27 protein-coding genes and 1 tRNA gene are annotated in these 23,646 nt (G+C 71.4%); 13 read left to right on the top strand and 15 right to left on the bottom strand.

Annotation, left to right across the window (positions count from 1 at the left end):
• The first annotated feature begins 95 nt into the window (after window positions 1-95).
• The 3 genes from C8N24_RS04480 to C8N24_RS04470 are packed head-to-tail and all read left to right on the top strand — an operon-like array spanning window position 96 to window position 2,667.
• Window positions 96-584 carry an Hsp20/alpha crystallin family protein gene (locus C8N24_RS04480; protein WP_121248407.1) on the top strand — a complete coding sequence of 163 codons (489 nt, stop codon included), beginning with the start codon at window positions 96-98 and terminating at the stop codon, window positions 582-584.
• Window positions 585-634: 50 nt separating this feature from the next.
• Complete coding sequence (gene tgt / locus C8N24_RS04475; RefSeq protein WP_121248405.1) at window positions 635-1,843, top strand: tRNA guanosine(34) transglycosylase Tgt; 1,209 nt, start codon at window positions 635-637, stop codon at window positions 1,841-1,843.
• The gene (locus tag C8N24_RS04470) at window positions 1,840-2,667 is read left to right on the top strand and encodes a class I SAM-dependent methyltransferase (protein WP_121248403.1); all 828 of its coding nucleotides are present in this window, start codon (window positions 1,840-1,842) and stop codon (window positions 2,665-2,667) included. The genes tgt and C8N24_RS04470 overlap by 4 nt, the downstream gene beginning before the upstream one ends.
• 16 nt (window positions 2,668-2,683) lie before the next feature.
• Here C8N24_RS04470 and C8N24_RS04465 read toward each other — a convergent pair whose 3' ends face one another.
• From C8N24_RS04465 to C8N24_RS04455, 3 genes are read right to left on the bottom strand one after another with little or no spacing between them, the layout of a single operon-like run.
• Complete coding sequence (locus C8N24_RS04465; RefSeq protein WP_121248401.1) at window positions 2,684-3,874, bottom strand: protein kinase domain-containing protein; 1,191 nt, start codon at window positions 3,872-3,874, stop codon at window positions 2,684-2,686.
• Window positions 3,874-4,362: a putative periplasmic lipoprotein gene (locus C8N24_RS34580; protein ID WP_211339838.1), complete on the bottom strand. Its 489-nt coding sequence runs from the start codon at window positions 4,360-4,362 to the stop codon at window positions 3,874-3,876. Before C8N24_RS34580 ends, C8N24_RS04465 begins: the two co-directional genes overlap by 1 nt.
• 13 nt (window positions 4,363-4,375) lie before the next feature.
• Window positions 4,376-5,107 carry a metallophosphoesterase family protein gene (locus C8N24_RS04455; protein ID WP_121248399.1) on the bottom strand — a complete coding sequence of 244 codons (732 nt, stop codon included), beginning with the start codon at window positions 5,105-5,107 and terminating at the stop codon, window positions 4,376-4,378.
• Between the two features lie 17 nt (window positions 5,108-5,124).
• On the opposite strand from C8N24_RS04455, the gene C8N24_RS04450 reads away from it, so the two are divergent.
• The gene (locus C8N24_RS04450) at window positions 5,125-6,309 is read left to right on the top strand and encodes a M48 family metalloprotease (protein WP_147447639.1); all 1,185 of its coding nucleotides are present in this window, start codon (window positions 5,125-5,127) and stop codon (window positions 6,307-6,309) included.
• On the opposite strand, the gene C8N24_RS04445 is transcribed toward C8N24_RS04450, so the two are convergent.
• On the bottom strand, window positions 6,296-6,598 hold the full coding sequence (locus C8N24_RS04445; RefSeq protein WP_170178840.1) for a DUF3467 domain-containing protein: 303 nt from the start codon (window positions 6,596-6,598) through the stop codon (window positions 6,296-6,298). The two genes, C8N24_RS04450 and C8N24_RS04445, sit on opposite strands and share 14 nt — an antisense overlap.
• 20 nt (window positions 6,599-6,618) lie before the next feature.
• Between C8N24_RS04445 and C8N24_RS04440 the strand changes: the two genes are divergently transcribed.
• Genes C8N24_RS04440 through C8N24_RS04430 form a run of 3 tightly spaced genes read left to right on the top strand, consistent with a single transcriptional unit; the run spans window position 6,619 to window position 8,990 of the window.
• The gene (locus C8N24_RS04440; RefSeq protein WP_121248393.1) at window positions 6,619-7,029 is read left to right on the top strand and encodes a 23S rRNA (pseudouridine(1915)-N(3))-methyltransferase RlmH; all 411 of its coding nucleotides are present in this window, start codon (window positions 6,619-6,621) and stop codon (window positions 7,027-7,029) included.
• A gap of 15 nt (window positions 7,030-7,044) precedes the next feature.
• Window positions 7,045-8,682: an arginine--tRNA ligase gene (argS, locus tag C8N24_RS04435; RefSeq protein WP_121252924.1), complete on the top strand. Its 1,638-nt coding sequence runs from the start codon at window positions 7,045-7,047 to the stop codon at window positions 8,680-8,682.
• Between the two features lie 5 nt (window positions 8,683-8,687).
• Window positions 8,688-8,990 (top strand): hypothetical protein, encoded by a 303-nt coding sequence (locus C8N24_RS04430; RefSeq protein WP_121248391.1) that lies wholly within the window; start codon window positions 8,688-8,690, stop codon window positions 8,988-8,990.
• Here the strand turns inward: C8N24_RS04430 and C8N24_RS04425 are convergent, their stop codons facing one another.
• From C8N24_RS04425 to C8N24_RS04415, 3 genes are read right to left on the bottom strand one after another with little or no spacing between them, the layout of a single operon-like run.
• Complete coding sequence (locus C8N24_RS04425; protein ID WP_121248389.1) at window positions 8,991-9,737, bottom strand: cytochrome c biogenesis CcdA family protein; 747 nt, start codon at window positions 9,735-9,737, stop codon at window positions 8,991-8,993.
• Window positions 9,734-10,177 carry a cytochrome c-type biogenesis protein gene (locus C8N24_RS04420; RefSeq protein WP_170178839.1) on the bottom strand — a complete coding sequence of 148 codons (444 nt, stop codon included), beginning with the start codon at window positions 10,175-10,177 and terminating at the stop codon, window positions 9,734-9,736. The genes C8N24_RS04425 and C8N24_RS04420 overlap by 4 nt, the downstream gene beginning before the upstream one ends.
• A complete protein-coding gene (locus C8N24_RS04415) occupies window positions 10,174-10,695 on the bottom strand; it encodes a TlpA family protein disulfide reductase (RefSeq protein ID WP_147447638.1) in 522 nt (173 codons plus the stop codon). The genes C8N24_RS04420 and C8N24_RS04415 overlap by 4 nt, the downstream gene beginning before the upstream one ends.
• 57 nt (window positions 10,696-10,752) lie before the next feature.
• On the opposite strand from C8N24_RS04415, the gene C8N24_RS04410 reads away from it, so the two are divergent.
• Window positions 10,753-10,824: transfer RNA gene (locus C8N24_RS04410), tRNA-Gly, on the top strand.
• A gap of 43 nt (window positions 10,825-10,867) precedes the next feature.
• Here the strand turns inward: C8N24_RS04410 and rsgA are convergent.
• The 4 genes from rsgA to C8N24_RS04390 all read right to left on the bottom strand — a co-directional run bounded on the left by rsgA (window position 10,868) and on the right by C8N24_RS04390 (window position 13,032).
• The gene (gene rsgA / locus C8N24_RS04405; RefSeq protein ID WP_121248383.1) at window positions 10,868-11,809 is read right to left on the bottom strand and encodes a ribosome small subunit-dependent GTPase A; all 942 of its coding nucleotides are present in this window, start codon (window positions 11,807-11,809) and stop codon (window positions 10,868-10,870) included.
• A 188-nt stretch (window positions 11,810-11,997) separates the two neighbouring features.
• Window positions 11,998-12,309, bottom strand: a complete 312-nt coding sequence (locus C8N24_RS04400; protein WP_121248381.1) for an MTH1187 family thiamine-binding protein — start codon at window positions 12,307-12,309, stop codon at window positions 11,998-12,000.
• Window positions 12,310-12,314: 5 nt separating this feature from the next.
• Window positions 12,315-12,809 carry an RDD family protein gene (locus C8N24_RS04395; protein WP_170178838.1) on the bottom strand — a complete coding sequence of 165 codons (495 nt, stop codon included), beginning with the start codon at window positions 12,807-12,809 and terminating at the stop codon, window positions 12,315-12,317.
• 40 nt (window positions 12,810-12,849) lie between these two features.
• Window positions 12,850-13,032, bottom strand: coding sequence for a hypothetical protein (locus tag C8N24_RS04390; protein ID WP_121248377.1), 183 nt, complete (start codon window positions 13,030-13,032; stop codon window positions 12,850-12,852).
• Window positions 13,033-13,155: 123 nt separating this feature from the next.
• Between C8N24_RS04390 and C8N24_RS04385 the strand changes: the two genes are divergently transcribed.
• The 5 genes from C8N24_RS04385 to C8N24_RS04365 all read left to right on the top strand — a co-directional run bounded on the left by C8N24_RS04385 (window position 13,156) and on the right by C8N24_RS04365 (window position 20,100).
• On the top strand, window positions 13,156-13,560 hold the full coding sequence (locus C8N24_RS04385) for a cytochrome c maturation protein CcmE domain-containing protein (protein ID WP_121248375.1): 405 nt from the start codon (window positions 13,156-13,158) through the stop codon (window positions 13,558-13,560).
• Between the two features lies 1 nt (window position 13,561).
• A complete protein-coding gene (locus C8N24_RS04380; RefSeq protein WP_121248373.1) occupies window positions 13,562-15,754 on the top strand; it encodes a heme lyase CcmF/NrfE family subunit in 2,193 nt (730 codons plus the stop codon).
• Window positions 15,754-16,032 carry a hypothetical protein gene (locus C8N24_RS04375; protein WP_121248371.1) on the top strand — a complete coding sequence of 93 codons (279 nt, stop codon included), beginning with the start codon at window positions 15,754-15,756 and terminating at the stop codon, window positions 16,030-16,032. The genes C8N24_RS04380 and C8N24_RS04375 overlap by 1 nt, the downstream gene beginning before the upstream one ends.
• Window positions 16,033-16,041: 9 nt before the next feature.
• Window positions 16,042-16,266 carry a preprotein translocase subunit SecG gene (gene secG, locus C8N24_RS04370; RefSeq protein WP_121248369.1) on the top strand — a complete coding sequence of 75 codons (225 nt, stop codon included), beginning with the start codon at window positions 16,042-16,044 and terminating at the stop codon, window positions 16,264-16,266.
• A 90-nt stretch (window positions 16,267-16,356) separates the two neighbouring features.
• On the top strand, window positions 16,357-20,100 hold the full coding sequence (locus C8N24_RS04365; RefSeq protein ID WP_121248367.1) for an Ig domain-containing protein: 3,744 nt from the start codon (window positions 16,357-16,359) through the stop codon (window positions 20,098-20,100).
• 134 nt (window positions 20,101-20,234) lie between these two features.
• Here C8N24_RS04365 and C8N24_RS04360 read toward each other — a convergent pair whose 3' ends face one another.
• The 4 genes from C8N24_RS04360 to C8N24_RS04345 all read right to left on the bottom strand — a co-directional run bounded on the left by C8N24_RS04360 (window position 20,235) and on the right by C8N24_RS04345 (window position 23,646).
• Entirely contained in the window at window positions 20,235-20,453 is a 219-nt protein-coding gene (locus C8N24_RS04360) for a hypothetical protein (RefSeq protein ID WP_121248365.1), read from the bottom strand.
• Window positions 20,454-20,523: 70 nt separating this feature from the next.
• On the bottom strand, window positions 20,524-21,609 hold the full coding sequence (locus tag C8N24_RS04355) for an iron-containing alcohol dehydrogenase (protein ID WP_121248363.1): 1,086 nt from the start codon (window positions 21,607-21,609) through the stop codon (window positions 20,524-20,526).
• Entirely contained in the window at window positions 21,599-22,780 is a 1,182-nt protein-coding gene (locus C8N24_RS04350; RefSeq protein WP_121248361.1) for a homogentisate 1,2-dioxygenase, read from the bottom strand. The genes C8N24_RS04355 and C8N24_RS04350 overlap by 11 nt, the downstream gene beginning before the upstream one ends.
• On the bottom strand, window positions 22,780-23,646 hold the full coding sequence (locus tag C8N24_RS04345) for a serpin family protein (RefSeq protein ID WP_121248359.1): 867 nt from the start codon (window positions 23,644-23,646) through the stop codon (window positions 22,780-22,782). Before C8N24_RS04345 ends, C8N24_RS04350 begins: the two co-directional genes overlap by 1 nt.

Here is a 23,646-nt window from a genome sequence, read left to right as displayed (position 1 = left end):
AACCTTTTAGGCTCCATCACTTGATACGTAGGGACTGAGATTTCTATACTTGCGGACAAGAGGTTTTCACACCGCGTAACCTGGAGGATCGAGTCATGGCCATCGTTCGTTGGGAACCGCTTCGTGAGTTCACCACGCTGCAGAACGAGATGAACCGCCTGTTCGGCACCGTCTTCGACACGCCGGCCCAGGGCAACGGCGGCACGATGCGTCGCTGGATGCCGGCCATGGACCTCGTGGAGACCGAGCAGCACTTCGTCCTGCACGCCGACCTGCCGGGGCTCTCCGAGGAGGACGTCAACATCGAGGTCGAGGACCGCGTGCTGACCGTCTCGGGCGAGCGCAAGGCGACGCACGAGACCAACAAGGACGGCTACCACCGCGTGGAGCGCGCCTTCGGCTCCTTCTCGCGCTCGCTGACGCTGCCCGAGGGCATCAACCCGGAGGCCGTCGAGGCCAGCTTCGACCGCGGCGTGCTCGAGGTCCGGATCCCGAAGCCCGAGCAGCGCAAGCCGCGCAAGATCTCGATCGCCCCGAAGACGATCGAGGCGAAGTCGCAGGACGCCGAGCCGGCCGCCGCGTAGCCCGAGCTTTCAGTCACACCCCGCGGGGGCGGCGCTAACGTGCCGCCCCCGTGTTCTCGATTCGCACCCGTGCCCCGGGCTCGTACGCCCGCACCGGCACCCTGAAGCTGGCGCACGGCGAGGTGCGCACCCCGGCGTTCGTGCCGCTCGCGACCAAGGCGGTCGTCAAGACGCTCGAGGTGCGCGAGGCGGAGGCGCTCGGGTTCGACATGGTGCTCGGGAACACGTTCCACCTGTTCCTGACGCCCGGCCACGAGCTGATCCGCACGTTCGGCGGCCTGCACGAGTTCCAGCGCTGGGACAAGCCGATCATCACGGACTCCGGCGGCTTCCAGGTGTTCTCGATGGGGCACGGCACCGTGGCCGACGAGATCAAGGGGCGCGCCGCCCAGTTCGTCGGCGAGCGCTCGGGCGCGATCCTCGGCATCGAGGAGGAGGGCGTCACGTTCCGCTCCTACCTCGACGGCTCGACCAGGTTCATGGGCCCGGAGACCTCGATGGAGGTCCAGGCCTCGCTGCGCTCGGACATCGCGCTCGTGTTCGACGAGTGCACGCCGTTCCACGCCGACCGCGAGTACACCGCGCGCTCCACGGAGCGCACCCACCGCTGGCTGGACCGCTGCATCGCCTGGCACGCCGAGCATGGACCTGAGGGACAGAACCTGTACGGGATCGTCCAGGGCGGCGTGGAGGAGGACCTGCGCCGCGCGTCCGCGCAGGAGGTCGTAGCGCGCGAGTACCTCGGCGGCATCGCGATCGGCGGCACGCTCGGCGAGACCAAGGACCAGATGTTCACCGTCGTCGAGTGGACGATCGAGGAGCTGCCGGAGGGCAAGCCGCGGCACCTGCTCGGCATCGGCGAGGTCGACGACCTCGTGCGCGGCGTCGAGCTCGGCATCGACACGTTCGACTGCGCGATGCCGACCCGGATCGGCCGGCACGGCATGGCCGTGGTCCCGGACCCGGAGAAGCGCTGGCGCGTCGACCTGGCCAAGGCGCGCTGGAAGGAGTCCGATGAGCCGATCCTCGACGGCTGCCCGTGCCCGAGCTGCGAGCCCGGCTACTCCCGCGCGTACATCCACTACCTGCTCAAGGCCAAGGAGCAGACGGCGCAGCGGGTGCTCACGATCCACAACCTTTACTACCTCCAGCGCCTGATGGCCGAGCTGCGCGACGCGATCGACGAGGGCCGCCTGCCGGCCGCCGCCGCGGCGGTGCGCGCGGGCGCCGCGCCGTGGGAGCTCGCCGGCGCGCGATGAGCGAGGAGCGCGGCGCGGCGTTCAAGGCGTTCGAGGCCTCGGGCTGGAGCGCGCGGGCCGGCACCTACGACGCGCTGATGTCGCGCGCGACCGGCTTCGCGATCGCGCCGCTGCTCGACCTCGTCCGGCCGGGCGACCGCGTGCTCGACGTCGGCTGTGGGCCCGGAACGCTGGCCGCCGCCGCAGCCGACCGCGGCGCGCAGGTCACGGGCGTCGACCTCGCCGAGGGCATGGTCGCGGAGGCCCGCCGACGCCACCCCGGCCTCACGTTCCTCCAGGCCGACGCCGAAGCCCTCCCGTTCCCGGACGGCGCGTTCGACGTCGCGCTCGGCGCGTTCCTCGTCAACCACACGCCGGACGCCGAGGCGGCCGTGCGCGAGCTGCGCCGCGTCGCACGCACCGTCGCCCTCGCCGCCTGGGGCCCGGAGGACGAGGTCGCGTTCCTCGCGCTGCCGGCGGCGGCCGCCGCCGGGCTCGGCGGTGTCCCCGACGGCCCCGACTCCGAGCGCTACGCGAGCAAGGACGCGCTGGCCGCGCTGCTCGCGCGAGCCGACGACGAGCCGGACCCGCGTGCGGGCGAGCGCGCCGCCCCGCCGGCGCGCGACGTCGCCGTGCGCGTCGTGCGCGACGCCCTTCGCGTCGACTCGCTCGACGCGCTGTGGGACGGCGTCCGCGGCGGCACCGTCCGCACGGCTGCCCGGATCGAGGCGGCGTCCGACGAGGAGCGCGCCCGCGTCCGTGAGCGACTCGCCGAGCTGGCCGAGCCGCATCGCACCGGTGACGGCTACGCGCTGCCGCTCACCATCCTCGTCGCCCGGACCTGAAGCCCAGGGCCTTCATCTAGCGCGTGTTGTCCTGCACCAGCTGCTTGAAGTCGTTGACGGCGTCGTTGACGGTGCCGGACACGTCTTCGTTGAGCTGGACCTGCTTCTCGGTGCCGAGCTGCGTGTAGGCGTAGCCGCCGGCCGCGATCAACAGGAGCACGAGCACGAGCGCGATCCACTTGCCCGCGCCGCCACTGCTCTGGCGTGGGGGCGGGCCCGCCGGGGCGCGGCGCTTGGGCGCGGGGCGGCGCGGCGGCTCGTCGACCGGCTGCAGGCGCCGGCGCGGCGGCGGAGGCGCCGACTGCGTGCGCTCGAGCATCCGGGTCGCGTCCTCGGTGGGCGGCAGCATGTGCGTCGAGTCGAGGTCGCCGGTGGCGCCGATGCCCGCGAGGCCGTCGTGGAGGGCGTCCTCCATCTCGGCGGCGTCGGCGTAGCGGCGGGCGGGGTCGCGGTCCAGGGCACGCGCGATCCCGGCCGCCAGCGCCGGCGGGACGTCGCGTACCTCGAGGTCCAGCCGCGGCGGCGCGCCGGCCTCCTGGAGCCGCGCCAGGTCGGTCAGCGAGGCCGCTTCGTACGGCAGACGCCCGGCGATCAGCTGGTAGCTCACCACACCGAGCGCGTACAGGTCCGACGACGGGCCCGCCTTCTCACCGCGGGCCTGCTCCGGTGACAGGTAGGCGGCGGTGCCGAGCACGCTGCCGACCTTCGTGATGTCCGACTGCTCGGCGGCCTTGGCGATGCCGAAGTCGGCGAGCTTGACGACGCCCTCGGTGTTCACCATCAGGTTGCCGGGCTTGACGTCGCGGTGCACGACGCCGTTGCGGTGGGCGTAGTCCAGGCCGCGGCAGGCCTGGGTGAGGATCTCGACGGCGTCACGCGGGGCCAGCGGGCCGCGGTCGCGCAGGATCTCCGCGCACGACTGCCCGTCGACGAACTCCATGACGATGAACTGGCGCCCGCTGTGGTTGTCGGTGCCGAAGTCGAACACCTGGACGATGTTCGGGTGGACCAGCTTCGCGGCGGACAGCGCCTCGCGGCGGAAGCGCGACACGAACGCGGAGTCCTCGGCGAGGTGCTCGGCCAGCAGCTTGACGGCCACGAGCCGCTCCAGCCGGGTGTCGAACGCGAGCTGCACGGTGGCCATGCCGCCGACGCCGAGCCGGCGCTCCAGCCGGTAGCGGTCCGCGAAGAGCTGCTCGGTCGCCACTACGGCACCTCGGGGGTCGTGGTGGGCTCGACGGGCGGCTCGGTCGGCGCGGGCGTCTCCGTGGGGGCGGGCGTCGCGGTCTCGGTCGGCTCGGGCGTCGCCGTCTCGGTCGGCTCCGGCGTCGACGTCTCCGTCGGCGTCTCGGTGGGCGTCTCCGTCGGCTCCTCGGTGGCCGTTTCGGTCGGCGTCGGCGTCGGGGTCTCCTCGGCGCGGCAGTCGTCGCCGACGCCGTCCTCGATCTGCTTGACCCAGGCCCGCAGGTTCTCGCGCAGCTGCTTGTCGGTCGCGCTCGGCAGCCCGTCGATCTCGCGCTCGATCAGCCGGATCTGACGCCGGACGGTCGAGCGGTCCTCCGCCTCGCAGGCGGCCTGGATGGCGTCGGCGGCTTCGACCATCGCGTCGGCGTTGGACTGCGGGATCAGCTCCGGATTGGACTGTCCGCAGCCCGCCAGGAAGGCGACGGCCAAGAAGGGCAGGGCGCGTCTCATCGACGTATCGAGGTTACTGCCCGTATTGCAGTCGCTCGGCGAGGGAGTCCGGCAGCCGCGCCGCACGGATCGCGGCTTGCGCGCCGGCGATGTCGTACTCGGTGCGCTGATAGACGGCGGTCTTGGCGTCGATGTCCAGCAGCAGCCAAGCCGCGCGCGGGTCACCGTCGCGCGGCTGCCCGGTCGAGCCCGGGTTGATCAGCCACTCGTGCACGGACACGTCCAGCTCGGTGCCCGCGCGCCGGGTCGTGCCCGACGCCGGCTCGCCCTCTTCACGCGTGAATGACAGCGCCACGTGCGAGTGGCCGATGAACGACACGCGGAAGTCGGTCGAGTCGAAGCACAGCTCGGCCGTCAGGTTGGACAGCACGTACTCCCACACCGGGTCGCGCGGCGAGGCGTGGAAGAGCCCGATCCCCTGGCGCGTGCCCTCCGGGGAGAGCTCGCTCAGCCACTCCATCGTGTCCGGCGTGATCGTCTGCTGCGTCCAGCGGGCGGCGAGCGCCGCGCCCCGTGAGAAGTCCTCGAGCGAGAGCGCGCCGGTGACGGCGAGGTCGTGGTTGCCCGCGAGCACGAGCGCGCAGTGCTCGTCGGCGAGCGCGACGCACGCGTCCGGCTCGGCGCCGTAGCCCACGAGGTCGCCGAGGCACCACATCTCGTCGACGCCCGCTTCGCGCGCAGCGGCGATCACGGCCGCGAAGGCGTGGCGATTCCCGTGGATGTCGGAGCAGATGGCGACCTGCATGGCGTAGCGTCTATTCGGTGCCGCAGAGGCTCCGCCTTCCCGTTGCCGTGGTCGCCGCGATCGTCGTCGCGGAGGCAGCGGTGCTCCTGCTGCGGCCCAAGGAGCGATATCCCGTCGTGGAGGCGGACCCGCGAGCCTACTTCAGCAGGTCCGAGTTGGACCGCGCCGTCAACTTCCGCAACGGGCAGCTGTGGCTGTACGGCGGCCGGACGGCCGTGGAGCTCGGGATCGTCATCCTCGCGGTCCGCTACGCGCCGCGGGACGGGCGTCGCCCGGCGTTGACCGGCGCCGCGGCCGCCGCGGCGATCACGCTCGCGACCACCGCGGCCGCGCTCCCGCTCCGCGCCGCCGCGCGCCAACGCGCCAAGGACGTCGGCCTGGTCACGCAGTCGTGGGGCGGCTGGGCGGCGGACACGGCCAAGTCGACCGCGATCGCCGGCGTGCTCGCGGCCGGTGGCGGCGCGCTGCTGGTCGTCGGCATGCGGCGCTTCGGCCGCGACTGGTGGGCGCCCGGCGCCGCGGCCGTCGCGGGCTTCGCGGTGCTGTTCTCCTACCTGGGCCCGGTGCTGCTGGACCCGGTGTTCAACCGCTTCACGCCGCTCGCCGCGGGGGAGACGCGGGACGACGTGCTCGACCTGGCCCGCAAGGCCGGGGTGGAGGTCGGCGAGGTCTACGAGGTCGACGCGTCCCGCCGCACGACCGCCGCCAACGCGTACGTGACCGGCCTCGGCCACACGAAGCGCGTCGTGCTCTACGACACGCTGCTGAAGGACTTCACGCCCGCTGAGACGCGGCTCGTCGTCGCGCACGAGTTGGGCCACGTCAAGTTCAAGGACGTGCCGGGCGGGCTGCTGTGGCTGGCGCTCGTCGCGCCGTTGGGGACGCTCGTCGTCGCCCGCGCGACCGAGCGCCTGGCGCGACCGGGCACGACCGCGGTCCCGGCCGCCGTGCTGAGCCTCGCCCTCGTCGCGCCCGCCCTGACGCTGATCTCCAACCAGCTCTCACGCGCGGTCGAGCGCCGCGCCGACGACTTCGCGCTGCGGATGACCGGCGAGCCGGACGCGATGGTGGGTTTCGAGCGCCGGATCACGGTGCAGAACGTCGGCGATCCCGACCCGCCCGGCTGGCAGCAGCTCCTGATGGGGACGCACCCCACCACGATGGAGCGCATCGGGCAGGCGCTGGCCGCTACTGGTCCCTGAAGTCCGGCCGCGTCTCGGGGAGGCGCTTGATGCCCTCGCGGGTCTGCCACTTGGAGACGTTGTCCTGCATCGCGGCGATCAGCTCCTGCATCGCCTTGGCCGAGAGGGACACGCGTGAGACGACGACGCCGGGCACCTCGTCGGCCTCGACCTCGTGGTCCACGCGTGAGAACGTCAGCGTGAACTCGTAGTCGGAGTGGGAGACGGTCGCGAAGTTCGCGTACACGCCCGCCATCACCTCCGGCGTGGTGTGCAGGTTGAAATGCCGCTCGCGGTCGTCTGGGGCCATCCGGCCTAGCATCCCACACCGTGCACTACTCCGTGGTCGCGGTCGGGAAGGCCAAGGGCACTCCGTACGCCGACGACCTCGACCACTACGCGAAGCTGCTCACCCGCTACGCCCGCGTGGACGTGATCGAGGTCGCCGACGAGGAGGCGCTGCTGCGACGCATCCCCGAACGCGCGTACGTCTGCCTGCTCGACAGCCGCGGCCGGACCTACACCTCCGAGGCCTTCAGCACCTGGGTCGAGGACCGCCGTCAGGGCGGCCTGGACGTGTGCTTCGTGATCGGCGGGGCGTTCGGCGTCGAGCTGCCGGGGGCGCACCACAAGCTGTCCTTCGGACCGATGACGCTGCCGCACATGCTGGCGCGCGTCGTCCTCCTCGAGCAGCTCTACCGCGCGCACAAGATCCTGGCCAACGAGCCCTACCACCACTAGCTAACGTCAATGCGCGTGCACCCCATCGACGACCTGCGGGCGGCCGTCGAGGCGGCCGCCGGAGACCTCCGTGACGGCGATCCCGCGCCGAAGGGGCGCCTGAGCCTCGAGCGGCCGAAGAAGGCCGGCTTCGGCGACTACTCGACGAACGCCGCGATGCTGCTGGCGCCCTCGCTGGGCGCGCCGCCGCGCGAGGTCGCCGAGCGCCTGGGCGCGAAGCTGAGCGAGCGCCTCGGGGCGAGCGTGGACCGCGTGGAGGTCGCCGGGCCCGGCTTCCTCAACGTGTTCCTGGCCGACGCCTGGTACGTGGACGCCACGCATGGCGTCCTGCAGGCCGGGGACGCCTGGGGCCACGGCGAGCCGGAGGTGGCGCAGCGCGTCAACGTCGAGTACGTCTCGGCCAACCCGACCGGCCCGATGACCGCCGCCAGCGCGCGCCACGCCGCGTACGGCGACGCCCTCGCGCGGATGCTCGAGCTGTCCGGCCATGAGGTCTCCCGCGAGTACTACTTCAACAACGCCGGTGGCCAGATCGACCGGCTGGGCGCGTCGGTGCGCGCGTTGGCGCGGGGCGAGGACGTGCCCGAGGACGGCTACAAGGGCGACTACGTCGCCGAGCTGGCCAAGCAGATCCCGAACGCCGCCGACCGCACCGCCTCCGAGCTCGGCGCGGAGGCCTCGAGCCTGATCATGGAAGGCATCCGGGAGACGCTGCACGCCTACCGGGTGGACTTCGACACGTACTTCCTCGAGGGCTCGCTGCATGAGGCCCACCCACCCGACCCCTCGCCGATCGCCCTCGCGTTCGACCGGCTGCGTGAGCAGGGGCACCTGTACGAGTCCGACGGCGCCCTGTGGCTGCGCACCACCGAGTTCGGCGACGACAAGGACCGCGTCCTCCAGCGCTCCACCGGTGCGCCGACGTACTTCGCGGCCGACGTCGCCTACCAGGAGGACAAGTTCCGCCGCGGATTCGACAAGGCGATCTACGTGCTCGGCGCCGACCACCACGGCTACATCGCACGCCTGAAGGCGATCGCGAGCTCGCTGGGGGAGGACCCGGAGCGCGTCGAGGTGCCGATCCTGCAGTTCGTGCACATCGTCGAGGGCGGCGACCGGGCGAAGATGTCCAAGCGCGCCGGCGACTTCGTGACGCTGTCGGAGCTGATCGAGCGCATCGGCGTGGACGCCACCCGCTGGTTCATGCTCAGCCGCTCGCACGACTCGACGATCGACCTCGACATCGAGCTCGCCTCCAAGCAGGACCCGGAGAACCCGGTCTACTACGTGCAGTACGCGCACGCGCGGCTGTCCTCGATCATGCGCAACCTCGAGCCGGGCGAGGCCGAGGCGGCGCTCGCGAGCCCGGCCGCGGCCTCCGGCCTCAACGACGCCGACCGCGAGCTCGTCCGCCGCGTCCTCGCCTACCCGGGCGAGGTGCGCGAGGCGACCGACCGCCGCGCGCCGCACCGGATCGCGACCTACGCGCTCGAGCTCTCGCAGGCGTTCTCGGCCTTCTGGCGTGACTCGCCCGTCCTCAAGGAGCCCGACGCGGACCGGCGCGCGTTCCGGATCGCGCTGAGCGTGGCAACGCGACGCACGCTGGCCTCAGCGCTTACGCTCTTGGGCGTTTCGTCCCCCGAGTCGATGTAAGGCCAATGATCACCGTCAACGCGAAGCTCCCGGCGCCCTACATCCACGCCGACAACCGCGGCCTCGTGCTCTGCAACGGGCCGCAGTGCGTCTTCATCCCGGCCGCGAACCTGCGCGCCGCGATCGAGACGTTCACGATCCTGGCCGAGGAGGGGCGCGCGACGCGCCCGCAGGCCGGCCACGTCGTCGGCGGCTACCGCGACGGCGACGAGGTCGTGATCTACGCCGGCACGCCGGACCAGCTGCTGTCGGTGACGATCTCCGACGCGGACTTCGTCGCGCTGCGCGAGGCGATCAGCGCGCGCTGATCAGACCGACTTGAAGAAGTTCAGGCCCAGGTCGTCCAACCACTCCTGGGCCTTGATGTTGAGGTTCGCGAGCTCGCCGGTGAACAGCATCACGCCCATCGTGATCAGGATCGCGCCGGAGATCGCGGTGATGATCAGGTAGTGGTTGCGTAGCCACGCGAAGGCGGTGGTCATGCGCGTGAAGGCGACCGCGGTCAGCAGGAACGGGACGGCCAGGCCGAGCGAGTAGAAGGCGAGCAGGATGCCGCCCTTGCCGACCGTGTCCTGGGTGGCGGCGGCGCTGAGGATCGTGCCGAGCGTCGGGCCCACGCACGGCGACCAGGCGACCGCGAACGCGGCGCCGGCGATCAGCGGGCCACCCGAGCCGGCGCGGCTGATCAGCGCGTCCGGCCGCCACTCCTTGTTCAGGCGGGGGACGAACGGCGTCAGCAGGAAGAACACGCCGAGCGCGATGATGATCGCGCCGGCGACCTTGTCGAGCGTGCCGCGTGAGTCCTGCAGCGTGCTGCCGAGGCCGGTCGCGGTCATGCCCAGGGCGACGAACACCGCCGTGAAGCTCAGGCAGAAGACGATCGCGGGCAGCAGGATCTTCGCCAGGCCGCGGTCGCCGGACTTCATGTCGGCGAGGCTGTAGCCGGAGACGGCGCTCAGGTAGCCGGGCACGAGCGGCAGCACGCACGGCGAGATGAACGAGATGAAGCCCACCGCGAAGGCGGCGATGACCGTGGTGTCGACGCCGCCGGTCATCGGCCCAGCTCCGCGTCCAGGCGGCGCGCGTCCTCGGCGCTCAGCGGCGGGGGCGGCTCCGGCTCGCTCGTGGGCGTGCGTCCGCGCCACCGGCGCACCGCGAACACGATCCCGGCGAGCGCGAGCAGCGTGACCAGGATCGGCACGACCCACAGCGTGGCGTTGAAGCCCTCGGTGCCGGGGTCGGCGAGGACGGCCTCGCCGTACTCGTCCACGAGCGCGTCCTTGATCTCGTCCTTGCTCTTGCCCTGCGCGATCTGGTCGCGGATGAACTGGCGCTCCTGCATCGCGACCGGCGAGTTGGAGACGCTGAGCACGGTGCCGCACTCGACGCACATGACCTCGTCCTCGATGTCGGGGAGCGAGGCCTCCTGCGCGGCGGCGGGAGCGGCGACGACGAGCAGCAGGGCCGCCAGGAGCGTGACGAGTGCGGACTTCACGCCTTCTCTGCTAGCAGCTTCGGGAGGTGCTTGTCCAGCCAGGCCTGGTCGACCGGGAAGCGCTGCATGGCCGCGATCCGGCCCTTGCGGTCGATGATGAACGTCTCGGGATAGCCCTTCACGCCGAACCGCCGGCCGTACTCGCGGTCCCGGTCACGCACGCTCGGGAACGACGCGTCGACCTCCTTCAGGAACTCCAGCGCCTTGTCCGAGGCGTCCTGCGTGTCGACGCCGAGCACCATCCCGCCCTGGGACGCGATCTTCGCGTGCGTCTTCTGCAGGAGCGGCATCTCCTCGCGGCACGGGTCGCACCAGGAGGCCCACACGTTGAGGATGACGACCTTGCCCTTGTAGTCGGCGAGCGAGGACTGGCCGTCCGCGCCGAGCACGGGCAGGGCGGCCACGGGGGCCATCGGGCGCTCGCCCTTGGCGACCGCCTCGTCGAGCGTGGTGTCCCCGCCCTTGGAGAACACGCCGTACGCCAGCAGGCCCACGAGCAACGCAGCCGCAATCGTCACGGGCCAGAAAATCCGCACGGGCTCAGGCTAGCCGGGTCGGTTACACTCTCGACTCGCGCGGGTGTTGTCCAATGGCTAAGACGTTGGCTTCCCAAGCCAAAAATGGGGGTTCGATTCCCCTCACCCGCTTGATTGTCGAGAGCCCCGCCGTACGGCGGGGCTCTCGGCGTTTCTAGCGCTGTCGCAGCTGCTTCGTGATCTGCTTGTGCCACTCGTCCCGCTGGCGCTGGGCCGCGCGGCGGTCGGTCACCCAGGCGAGCTCGCGCTGGAGCTTGCGCCAGGCGGCGAGCCGCTCGGGGTCGATCGCGTCGCGGACCGCGCAGCCCGGCTCGGTGCGGTGCTCGCAGTCGCTGAAGCGGCAGTCGGCGGCGAGCGTGTCGACGTCGGCGAAGGACTCGCCGGTGCCGTCCCACAGGCCGGCGACGCGGATGCCCGGCGTGTCGATCAGGAACGCGCCGCCGGGCAGCGCGAGCAGCTCGCGGGTGACCGTGGTGTGGCGCCCGCGGCGATCGGAGGCGCGGACCTCGCCCGTCTTCATCCGCTCCTCGCCGAGGAGCGCGTTGACGAGGGTGGACTTGCCCGTGCCGGACGCGCCGAGCAGGACGGCCGTCGTGCCCGGCGCCAGCAGCGAGCGCACGACGCCCAGGCCCTCGCCGGTGACGGCGCTCACGTCGACCGCGTCGGCGACGCCCATCCGGCGGGCGAGCGCGGCGGCGGTCACGTAGCCGTCGTCGACGAGGTCGGTCTTGGTGAGGACGACCGCGACCGGCACGCCGCCGGCCGCCGCGAGCGCGGCGAAGCGCTCGAGCCGCCGAGCCTTCGGGTCGGGCAGGGGCTCGGTGACGAGCGCGAGGTCCACGTTCGCCGCGAGGATCTGCGCCGACACCGGCTTGCCCTGCTCGCCCGGGACACGCCGGATGATCGTGCCGGCCCGGTCGAAGACGTGCGCGATCGCGCCGCCGTCGTCCACGCCGACCCAGTCGCCGGTGACGGGCGTCTCGGCCAGCCGCCCGCGGGCGGTCAGGAGCCGCGGGGCCTCATCGGATTCGGACGCGACCAGCCAGTGGCCGCGGTACTGCGCAAGCACCCGCGCACGGGTGAGCTGAGAGTGCAACGGAGGATCTCCACATCAATTCGCAAGAAGGACTCGGGCGTGGAGCGGGCTCCAGGCGCGCCGGCCTGAAACCCGTTTAGCGAGTCGTGGCGAAGATGTGAAGGCGGTGCATCACGAAGAGGGAGACTACGCGAGGTCGGCCTTCAGGACAACCGTGGCAGCCATCTTGTCGTGCGGCGTCTCCGCCGTCACGACTCGGCCAGGCGCCGCTCGACCGAGGCCACCTTGTCGGCCAGCGTCTGGTCCGGCCGGTCGCGCCGCTCGTCGAGCTTGAGCACGGTGTAGACGCGCGGGATGCCCTGCTCGAACGGCACCGCGTGCAACTCGCCGACGAGGGCGAGGATGTCCGCGGTCGCCCCCTCCAGCGAGGTGCCCATCGCGTGCATCACGTAGCGCACCCGGTCCTGCTCGGCCAGGCGGCGCTGGATGGCGGCGATGTAGGCGGACGCGCTCGCGTCGGCGCGCCCGAGGGCGATCACGGTCAGGTCGGCGGTGGCCACGCGCCTCAGGCTCGCACAACGAACGTGCTGACGATCTTGTCGTGCAGCGACTGCCGGTAGTCGTCCCACATCGGCCACAGGAAGTCGATCAGCTGGACGATCCCGCAGATGCCCAGCAGCAGGTTCTTGACCAGCATCTCGCGCAGGAGCGCGAAGCCGCCGGTGACCGGTTCGCCCGTCTGGCGAACGACGCGGATGCCGAGCGCCTGCTTGCCCCACGTCTGGCCGTTGCGGGCGCCACCGCGGCGCATCGTGAGCGCGTAGTAGGGCAGCGTGACGATCGGGATCAGCGCGTAGAGCGCGATTGCCGACCAGGATTCGGCCGTCGCGTCGTCGTCGGTCACCGCGTAGATGGCCACCCAGGAGGCGGCCAGGGGCACTCCGTAGAGCGCGAGCAGCACGAGGAAGTCGACGAGGTAGGCGGCGACGCGGCGGCGCCAACTCGAGTACGGGGTGCCGTGGGCGTACTGCGACTGCGGCTCAGGCGCGAAAGGTGGCATCGGGACGCTCATCGGCGCCGCCGAGGCCCCCCTTGAGCGCCTACCAGGCCTGATCGGTGCCGCAGTGCGGGCAGCCGACGTTGGTGGTCACGGCGGCCTTGAAGATGTAGCCGCAGGAGCAGCTGTAGGTGGCGGCGTCCTGGCTCACGTTGGCGCGCTTGTTGCGCTCCCGGCCGGGGCTGGTGGCGTTCTTGCCGCGCTTGCGAGAGCGTCGGCGAGGCATGGTCAGTGAACTCGTGATGTGCATCTCTCCAACCCGTTAACGGCAGGTCTTCCCGGAGGTTTCAGTTTCCGGTGTTGAGATTCGTTAGCGCCGCTTCCGTCATGGGCGCGCCATACTGCAGATGTGGATCCGTCACGGAAGCGCACCATCCGCTTCGTCGTGGCCCTGAGCGCGGCCGTTCTGCTGGCCGGCGCCCTGGCGCTGACGAGCTTCTCCGCCTCGACCGAGGCCCGCCAGCCGTCCGAGCTGGTCAACGCCACGCCGACCCCCGGCGCCAAGTACCAGCTGGTCGGCAAGGTGGTCAAGGGCTACGAGACCAAGGGCGACACGACGTACTTCCGCGTCCGTGATCGCGAGGGCTCGGTCTCCGTGCCGGTCACCTACGCCGGCCGCCTGCCGGACCCGTTCCGCGCCGACCGTGAGATCGTCGTCGACGTGGTCAAGCAGGGCGACGTGTACGTGGGCCAGGTCGGCACCCTGATCACGAAGTGCCCGTCGAAGTTCACGGCGGACAAGACCAACACCTGACGTGATCAACGCGGGTCATGCCTGCCTGATCGTCGCCTTCGCGGCCGCGCTCTACGGGATCGCGGCCTCGCTGTACGGCGCTCGGGCCCGCAGGCGTGACTTCGTCGCGTCCGGCCGTCGCGCGGCGTACGCGATGGCGGGCGCGACCGCCGTCGCCTTCGTGCTGCTCGAGGCGGCGTTCGTGCGCTCGGACTTCGAGTTCGCCGTCGTCGCGTCGCACTCTTCGACGACGACGCCGCTCTTCTACCGGCTCACCGCGATGTGGTCCTCCCAGGAGGGCTCGCTGCTGCTGTGGCTGTTCTCGCTCGGCCTGTGGTCGAGCATCATCCTCTTCATCACGCGTCACAAGCTGCGCGCGCTCGCCCCGTACGCGACCGCGGTGCTGCTGGGCTTCGGCGCGTTCTTCGCGGGCGTGATGCTCTTCGGCGAGTCGCCGTTCACGCGCGCTGACCGGATCGTCGCCGAGGGCGCGGGGCTGAACCCGCTGCTGCGCGACCCGGGGATGATGATCCACCCGCCGATGCTCTACAGCGGCTACACGCTGTTCGCGGTGCCGTTCGCGTTCGGCATCGCGGCGCTGATCACGCGCCGGCTCGACGCGGAGTGGATCCGCTCCACGCGCCCGTTCACGCTCGCCGCCTGGTGCGCGCTCGGGTTCGGCATCGTCCTCGGCGCCCGCTGGAGCTACCACGAGCTCGACTGGGGCGGCTACTGGATGTGGGATCCGGTGGAGAACGCGTCGCTGATGCCGTGGCTCACGGCCACCGCGTTCCTGCACAGCGTGATGATCCAGGAGCGCCGCGGGATGCTGCGCACGTGGAACGTGTCGCTCGTGCTGGCCACCGGCGTGCTCTCGATCCTGGGCACGTTCCTGGTGCGCTCCGGCGTGCTGAACTCGATCCACGCGTTCGGCGCCTCCACGCTCGGCGTGCCGTTCCTGATCCTGCTCGCCGTGATGATCGCCGGCTCGATCTTCCTGGTCGCGACCCGCCACGAGTCGCTCAAGTCCGAGCACCGGCTGGACTCGCTGCTCTCGCGCGAAGCGGTCTTCCTGCTGAACAACTTCGTGCTCGTGGCGATGTGCTTCGTCGTCTTCTGGGGCACCTTCTTCCCGCTGATCGCCGAGGCCGTCACCGGCCGCCAGCGCAACATCGGCCCGCCCGTGTACGAGCGCTTCATCGTGCCGCTGGCGCTGATCCTCGTGCTGCTGACCGCGATCGGCCCCGTCATCGCCTGGCGCCGCGCGACCGCGTCGAACTTCCGCCGCAACCTCGGCAAGCCGGCGATCTTCGCGGTCGCGGTGCTCGTCGCGCTGCTCGCGTTCGGCGTCAGCGGCTCGGTGACGGCGCTGATCATGTTCACGTTCGGCGCGTTCGTGCTCGGCACGGTCGTGCAGGAGTTCTGGCGCGGGACCCGCGCCCGCCGCGCCGTCGCCAAGGAGGCCGTCCCGGTCGCGCTGGTGCAGTTGGTCAAGCGCAACCGCCGCCGCTACGGCGGCTACACGGTGCACATCGGCATCGTCGTGATCTTCGTCGGCGTGGCCGCGTCCTCGTCGTTCAAGGACGTCCGCGACGTGGCGCTGCGCCCGGGGGAGACCGCGATCGTCGGCGGCCGCGAGTTCACCTACGTCAAGCCGACGTCCGAGCTCGTCGCCGCGCCGAACGGCCGGCTGGAGCGGATCGTCTTCGGCGCCGACCTGCGCGTCGACGGCAAGCCGATGCACACGTCGAAGGACTACTTCCCGTCCCAGGACACCTCGCTCGGCCCGGTCTCCCGCTTCTTCGACGGCGAGGCCACGACCGAGGTCGCCCTCGACGCGTCGCTCGGCGAGGACACGTGGGCCGCGGTCGCGCCGGACATCGCCAAGCTGCGCCCGCAGATCGACGAGGGCGACGAGGTCTTCGACAAGGCCGCCGACGACCTGACCGGCGACCAGGCGAACGAGTTCCTCGCGGTCGCGCTCCAGGGCCTCACCGACGCCTACGCCGAGAACCCGCCGCCCGCCCGCTTCCGCTTCGAGGTCAACCCGCTCGTGACGTGGATCTGGCTGGGATCGCTGATCGCGGTCCTCGGCGGCATCCTCGCCGGCTGGCCGGCCAAGCGCGGCCTGACGAAGATCACGAGCGCCAAGTACGCCGCGCGCGTGGGCAAGGACGTCCGCGAGCCCGAGCCCGCCGAGAGCGTCCCCGCCTGATGGAGTTCCTCGTCATCCTCGCGGTCGTCGCCGGCGCCGTGCTCACCGTCACCCAGCCGCTGCGCGGCAAGGGGCGCGAGACGGACGAGCGCCTGGAGGCCGAGCGCGCTGAGCTGGACGCGCTCAAGGAGGCGAAGTACCGGGAGATCCGCGACGCCGAGCTGGACTATCGGACGGGCAAGCTCAGCGAGACGGACTGGAAGACGCTCGATCGCACGCTCCGCGCCGAAGCCGTCGACATCTTGAAGCGTCTCGATCAGATCGACCCGCTACCCTAGGCCGCCGTCATGGTCAACACGGTTCTCAGCGTCCTTCAGGTCTTCCTCGCCGTCGGGGTCATCTTCCTGGTGCTCCTGCACTCGGGCAAGGACGCGGGCATGTCCGGCGCGTTCGGCGTCGGCGTCGCGGGTGGCACCTCCGGTGGCTCGCTGATGGAGAAGAACCTGGACCGCTGGACGATCATCTTCGCCGTGCTGTTCGTCGTGAACACCATGGCGATCCTCCTCACCTAGCGCGCTTTTGGCAGGGCGCTGACCGCGTCCTAAAGTTCGCCTCAAGGCGGGCGACCGACCAGGGAGTACCCGATCCCTTGGAGTGTCGCCTTGCCGAAGTTCCGTCCCGTCCTCGTCGTCGCCAGCTTGCTCGGCCTCGCGCTGCCCGCCGCCGCTTCAGCGGCCGCGCCGATCTGCGCACCCGCAACCTGCAGCGATCAAGGTCAAACCCGCTCGATCGTGCTCAAACGCTCGTCGTGGGACAAGGCCAAGGGCAAGAAGGCGAAGGTCGCCACCACCAAGCGCAAGAAGACGTCGCTGCGCGTCTCGGTGAAGTTCGCCCCGAAGGGCAGCACCCCGCGCGTCACGGTCACCGGGCCCAAGAAGTTCAAGCGCGTGATCTCGAAGTCCACGACGTTCCGCAAGGTCCGTCCCGGCACTTACACGATCGTCGCCGACTCGATCCCGGGCCAGGACGTCACGACGTTCGCGACGTACCACCAGACCCGCGCGAAGCTGCGCAAGGGCGTCGCCGGCTGGGTCGGCGTGCGCTTCATGCAGCACGTCGAGAGCAAGACCCGCGTCGCCGAGCCGAGCGCCATCCAGACGGTCCAGGGTGACCCGAACGGCGTCCGCGAGGTCGTGGTCGAGGACCCGCAGGCGCTCGTCCAGCCGGGCACGGTCCTGGCGGCCGGCGTCGGCCCGCAGACCCCGGGCGGCATGCTCGTCGAGGTCGCGGCGGTCCGCCGTGAGGGCGACAAGACGATCGCCGTCGGCGGCCCCGCGCCGCTCACCGCGATCGGCCCGCAGGCCGAGATCGAGGCCGAGCCGAAGCTCGAGATGTCCAAGGAGGACTTCGAGGACGCGATCGCCGCGGGCAACCCCGGCGCCGGCCTCAAGCGCATCCAGCCGGGCTTCTCGCTGCAGGACAAGCCGAAGGCGTTCGCCGCCAAGTCCGAGAACAAGGGCTTCGAGCGGCCCTACTCGTGCTCGACCGGCGCGCGCGCCACGATCGACGGCGACGTCAACTTCAACGCCGGCACGAACGTCGGCATCGCGTGGGGCGGCGTGTGGGCGCCGCTCACGATCAAGGCCTTCGTCGGCGTCAAGCTCCATCAGGACGCGCGCATCGAGGTCGGCATCGAGGGTGAGGCCAAGTGCGAGCTCGAGCTCGACCTGCTCCCGAAGGACTACCGCTTCTCGCCGTGGACGTTCTCCGTCGGCCCCGTGCCGGTCGTGATCGTGCCCAAGCTCAACTTCCAGGTCACGGGCGAGGCGTCCGTCGGCGCGCGCATCTCGACGTGGGTCGAGCAGTCGCTGGACACCGAGTTCGGCGTCCAGTGGGACGGCTCGAAGTTCGGTCCGTACGGCAGCGCCAAGGCCTCCTTCAAGACCTACAAGCCGACCCCGTCGGGCACGCTGAACATCAAGGCCGCGATCGGCCCGAAGCTGATGTTCGACTTCTACGACGTCGCCGGCCCGTACCTGACCGCCGACCTCTTCATGCAGCTCAAGGCCGACACGGCCAAGGATCCGTGGTGGCGCCTCTCCGGCGGCCTGCAGGCCGGTGGTGGTCTGCGCTTCAAGGTCTGGAAGTTCAACTTCGACAAGGGCATCCGCGACATCTGGTCCGAGGACTGGACGATCGCGAAGGCCGACAAGCCGCCGGTCCCGACGTTCACGACCAAGACGCTTCCGGACGCCGAGCGCGGCAAGGCCTACAGCGCCAAGGTCGCGGCCACGTCCTCGCGCGCGCCGCTGACCTACGCGGTCAACAGCGGCCGCCTGCCGGACGGCCTCAAGCTGGAGTCGGACGGCCGCATCACCGGCACCGCGACCGGCTACGGCACGCGCAGCGTCGAGATCGCCGCCAAGGACTCGCTCGGCCAGAAGGCCCTGCGCTCGTACGACATCCTCACCAAGACGCCGCCCGCGGTGATCGCCACGACGGCGCTCCGCGGCGCGGTCACCGGCACGCCGTACTCGGCCAAGCTCGAGGCGGCCGGCGCCGTGACGCCGTACACCTGGACCGTCAGCGGCGGCGCCCTGCCGGCCGGCCTGCGGCTCGCGGGGGACACGATCACCGGCACGCCGACGGCGATCGGCGCCGCGACCTTCACCGTGAAGGTCCGCGGGCTCGACGGCAACGAGGCGACGCGCGCGTTCACCGTCGCGGTCGACCCGGCGCCGCTCGCGATCGGCACCACGACCCTGCCGCAGGGCAAGGCCGACGTCGCCTACTCGCAGACGCTGTCGGCGTCCGGCGGCCGCGGCACCTACACGTGGAGCGCCACCAACGTCCCGGCCGGCCTGGCGGTCAGCGCCGCGGGCGTGGTCTCCGGCACGCCGACCGGCCCGTCGACGGCGCCGCTCGCGGTGACGGTCAAGGACGCCGACGGTCGTACCAAGACCGCCGACGTCGCGCTGACGATCATCGACCTCGACGCGCTCACGGTGACGACCGGCTCGTTGCCGCAGGGCATGAACGGCGTGGCCTACGACCAGGCGCTGACCGCGTTCGGCGGCCGCGCGCCGTACCAGTGGTCGGCCGATCCGTCGACGCTGCCGACCGGCCTGTCCGTCGCGGGCAACAAGCTCACCGGCACGCCGACCGTCACCGGAACCTTCAACGTCAAGCTGAAGGTCACAGATTCACGGAACGTCAGCGCCGAGCGCACCGTCGCGCTGGAGCTCGAGCCGCCCGGCATGACGATCTCCACGTCCGCGACGCTCCCGGGCGCCGACCAGAACACCGCGTACAGCACCACGCTGGCGACGCTGGGCGGCACGGGCCCGTACACGTGGAGCATCGACAGCGGCACGCTCCCGACCGGCCTGACGCTCGGCGCCTCCACCGGCGAGATCACCGGCACGCCGACGACGACCGGCACCGCGACCTTCACGGTCAAGGTCGTGTCGGCCGACAGCGCGGTCGCGACCAAGCAGCTCACGCTGCAGGTCTACGGCGCGCCGCTGCCGGCGCGCGACCTCGACTGCCCGACCACGACGTGGTGCATGGCGGTCGACAGCAAGAACAACTCGTACACGCGCAGCGCCTCGGGTGAGTGGAGCAACGCGGTCGCCTCCGGCCTGCCGGCGACGACCATGTACTTCGTCCCGGTGACCTGCGTGTCGGAGACGTGGTGCATGACCGGCAACCACAACGGCAAGGTCGCCACGTGGGACGGCACGGCGTGGACGGCGATCCCGGACGTCCCGGCCTACGAGGTGTGGGACATCTCGTGCGCCTCCCAGACGTTCTGCGTCGCCGCCGGCGCGCTGTACGACAACGTCCAGGACGACACCGTCCCGCGCCTGTGGAAGTGGGACGGAACCGCCTGGTCGGCGCCGTACGCCAGCAGCGGCACCCGCGGCTGGTCGCGGATCAACTGCCCCGCGGTCAACAGCTGCGTGATGATCGGCAACCCGAAGGCCGGGCGGTTCGACGGCACGACGGTCACCGTCCTCGCCGACCAGCCGCACCCGGGCAACTCGCTGGCCTGCACCTCGACCACGAACTGCTTCGCCGGCTACTCGGGCTACGGCACGAGCCAGTACAACGGCACGGCGTTCACGCCGGTCAACGTGACCAGCGGTGGCACCACGCTGTACATCGACCCGGTCGGGTGCTCGGTCGCGGGTGACATCTGCGTCGCCGGCGGCGCCGGTGCGACCGACGCGCCGCTCTGGACCTGGAACGGCGCGACCTGGACGAAGACGTCCGACGTCGCGCAGAAGTCCGCGGCCATCGACTGCGGCTCGCCGACGTACTGCGTCGTCGTCAGCTACGACGGCAAGTCGCGCGTCTGGAACGGCACGACCTGGAGCCCGTCCGCGACCTTCGCGCGCGGCTAGCTCCACCCCGAACCGCGGCGCCGACGGCGTCCGACCGATCCCTTCGGGGGTCGAGTCGGGCGCCGTTCGTCGTTGTACGGGCACGAAAAAGGGCGCCCACTGGGCGCCCGGTGCGGCTGGAATCCGGCGGGAGGCTAGCTCGCGTCGGCGAGGGAGCGCTCGAGCTCCTCGGCGGTGCGCGCGATCTGGCGCGCGACGTGCCGGCGGTGCTCGATGCTCGGCTGGTCCTCGGCGGCGAGCGCGGTGGCGAGCGTGCGAATCAGCCACAGCGGTGTGCGCGCGGGCTCCTCGACGTCTCCGACGGGCGGCCACGCCCAAGCGTTCGCATCTCCGGGAACGTGCATGTTGCTCATGTCATCGACCGTTGACGGGGTTTCTAAACCCCACTTTCCGGTATATGCGGACTTTCGGTCAGGTCGCCCGCTAGAGCGCGCGTTCGTACAGCGACAGGATCTCGTCGCGGTCGGCGGGCGGAGGTGTGAGCTTGAGCTGGGGACGGGCGGCCGCGGCGTCCGCGCAGCCGCGCAGGACGTCCGGGTCCACGCCGAGATCCCGCAGGCCGCCCGCGCCGGAGCGGGCGCGGATGCGCAGCGCGACCTCGGCCACGTCCTCGCCGACGGCGGCGTTCAGCGCCTCGATCGCCTCCGGCGTGCGGGCGGCGAGGGCGCCGATCGTCACTGGCAGCATCGCGGCGTTCGCCGGGCCGTGGGCGAGACCGGCGACGCGGACGAGCGTCTGCGCGAGCACGTGGTGGAGCGCCAGCGCGGAGTTGTCCAGGGCGTACCCCGCGAGCAGCGAGCCGAGCGCGAGCGTCTCGCGGTCGGGCTCGGCGCCCTGCCAGCCCGCCGCGAGGAGGCGCGCGGCCTCGTGCGCGGCGAGGGTCGCGACCGGGTTGGCACCGGTGACGCACGGCGCCTCGACCGCGTGGCCGAGCGCGTTCAGCGAGCTCGCCGCCAGCGCCTCGACCGGCTGCGAGGCCGCGAGCGCGGGGTCGATGATCACGACGGCCGGGCGCACGCGCGGGGTCGACTCGGCGACGCCGTCGGCGTGCCGGTGGATCCGGGTCATCTCCGCGCCCGACAGCGTGGTCGGCACGGCCAGCGCCCGCGGCGGCCCGGCGAACGCCCGGTGGTCAGCGGCCGCCCGGCCCGCCCCGGGCGTGCCCGGGTAGGCGCCGCTGGCGCTCACGGCGTCTCCGCCCGCGCCCGCGGCCTGCGCGGCGACGATCGCCTTGGCCACGTCGACCACGCGCCCGCCGCCCAGCGCGACGATCCGGTCGCCGCCGACGACGTCGAGCAGCGACGCGGCGAGGTCGTCGACATGACCCGCGGGCACGATGTGGACCTCGCCGGCGGCGGTCACGACGCCGGGCGCGGCCTCCTTCGCCCGCTCGGTCGTCAGCAGCGTGTAGCCGGGACCGCCGAGCGTCTCGACGGCGTGCGCGGCCGCGCCTTCGCCGAAGACGATCAGCCGCTCGCCGTCCTGCCAGCGGAAGCTCCTAGCCGGCAACGGGGTCCTCGTACCAGGAGTACGCGTAGCTGGGGTCGTCGAGGTCGCGCGCGAGCGTCGTCAGCTTCAAGGGCCGGAACGTATCGCACATGACGGCCAGCTCGGACGTCTCCTTGATGCCCAGCGTCTTCTCGACCGTCCCGGGCTGGGGGCCGTGCGGCAGGCCGCTGGGGTGCAGCGTGAACGAGCCGATCTCCACGCCCTTGCGCGCGGCGTAGTCGCCGTCGACGTAGTACATGACCTCCTCGCTCTGGACGTTCGAGTGGTGGTACGGCAGCGCGATCGCCATCGGGTCCCAGTCGAGCATCCGCGGGCAGAACGAGCAGATCACGAAGTTCGGGCCCTGGAAGGTCTGGTGGGCGGGCGGCGGCTGGTGCAGGCGGCCGGCCTTGGGCTCGAAGTCGTGGATGTTGAACGTGTACGGGTACACGTAGCCGTCCCAGCCGACCACGTCGAGCGGGTGGTAGTCGAGCACGTAGTCCTGGTAGCCGCCGCGGACGCGGACCTTGACGTGGTGCTCGTCCCGCGAGCGGTGCGTGACGAGCTCCGCCGGCGGGTGGAAGTCACGCTGCGAGAAGGGCGCGTGCTCGAGCAGCTGGCCGTAGCGGTTGCGGTAGCGGTTCGGCGTCTCGATCTCGCCCGGCGTGTAGAAGGTCAGCCAGCGCTGGGGCTCGTCGAAGCGGAAGCGGTAGGTGGTGCCGCGCGGGAGCACCACGTAGTCGTGCTTGCGGTACTCCAGCGACCCGAAGATCGTCTCCACGACGCCGCTGCCCTCGTGGACGAAGATGACCTCGTCGCCCTCGCCGTCGCGGTAGAAGTAGTCCGCCTCGCGCTCGGGCACGCAGATCCCGATCTCGACGTCGCCGTTGTACTGGAGCACGCGGCGGCCGAGCACGGCGTCACCGGAGGGCGCCATCTCCATCGTGTGCGTGAGGCGGTGCACGTGCGTCTCCGGCACCCACTCCTCGAGCACGATCGGCGTGAACGCGCCGACCTCCTTCACGCGGCAGGGCGAGAACAGGTGGTAGAGGATCGACTCGTTGCCCGAGAAGCCCTCGAAGCCCATGACCTCCTCGACCAGCAGCGGCGCGTTGCCGTTCGCCGACGAGTCCGGGTCGCGGAACTGCACGTGGCGCTTGGCCGGGATCCGGCCGAGGCTGTGGTAGCGCATCAGTCTCTCCTCGAGGTCGGGTGGACGACGCGGCCGGCGAACAGGGCCGTGCCGGTCGGCGCGTGCTCGATGACCCAGGTGAAGGGCCGGTCGAAGACGATGTGGAACGGGTCGAGCGGCATCGACACCGCACGCATGGTCACCGCGGTGGTGGCGGCGGCGGTCGTGCCCTCCTCGTCGACGTCCACGCGGGCGCGCTGGATGATCCGGCTCAGGCCCTTCAGGCCGGGGCCCTCGATCAGCGCGTCCAGGTCGTGGCCCGCTTCGAGCGACAGGCCGAGCAGCCGGTCGAGCTCCAGCGAGCTCGTGGTCGAGAAGCGCGGCAGCTCGACGGTGCCCTGGCCGCGCCGCCACTCGACGTCGTGCCACTCGCCGAGCATCGCCGCGAACCGCAGGTCGTGCTCAGCGTACGGCAGCCGGATCGCGTCGTCGGCGTGCTCGAAGCGGCCCTCGACGGTCATCATGTCGACCTCGCCGGCGCCCTCGAACGGTGCGCGCCGCGTGCCCTCGAACGGCAGCCGCCACCGGGCCTTCAGGTACTCGGCGTCGGTGATGACCGCGATCTCGTCGGCGCTCAACTCCTCGAGGATCCGCGGCACCATCCCGTGCGTCTTCTCGCTCGACCAGGCGTTGATCGCGTCCAATTCCAGCGGGCCCGTGTCGAGCGTGAGCTTCGGGCCCGGCCGGTAGTCGGCGTGCAGCCAGGCCGCCTGGGCCGACAGCACGCCCGGCACCTCGGGTGGCATCGTGAACGCCTCCAGGGCGCGCCGGGTCTCGCCCGTCGCGCCCTCGCGCACCACGCTCAGCGCACGCTGCAGCCCGTACGGCGAGTAGACGACGTCACCGGCGAGCTGGTCGAGGAGCAT

Source organism: Solirubrobacter pauli (assembly GCF_003633755.1).
Classification (GTDB): domain Bacteria; phylum Actinomycetota; class Thermoleophilia; order Solirubrobacterales; family Solirubrobacteraceae; genus Solirubrobacter; species Solirubrobacter pauli.
This window is presented reverse-complemented; position numbering and strand designations above follow the sequence as displayed.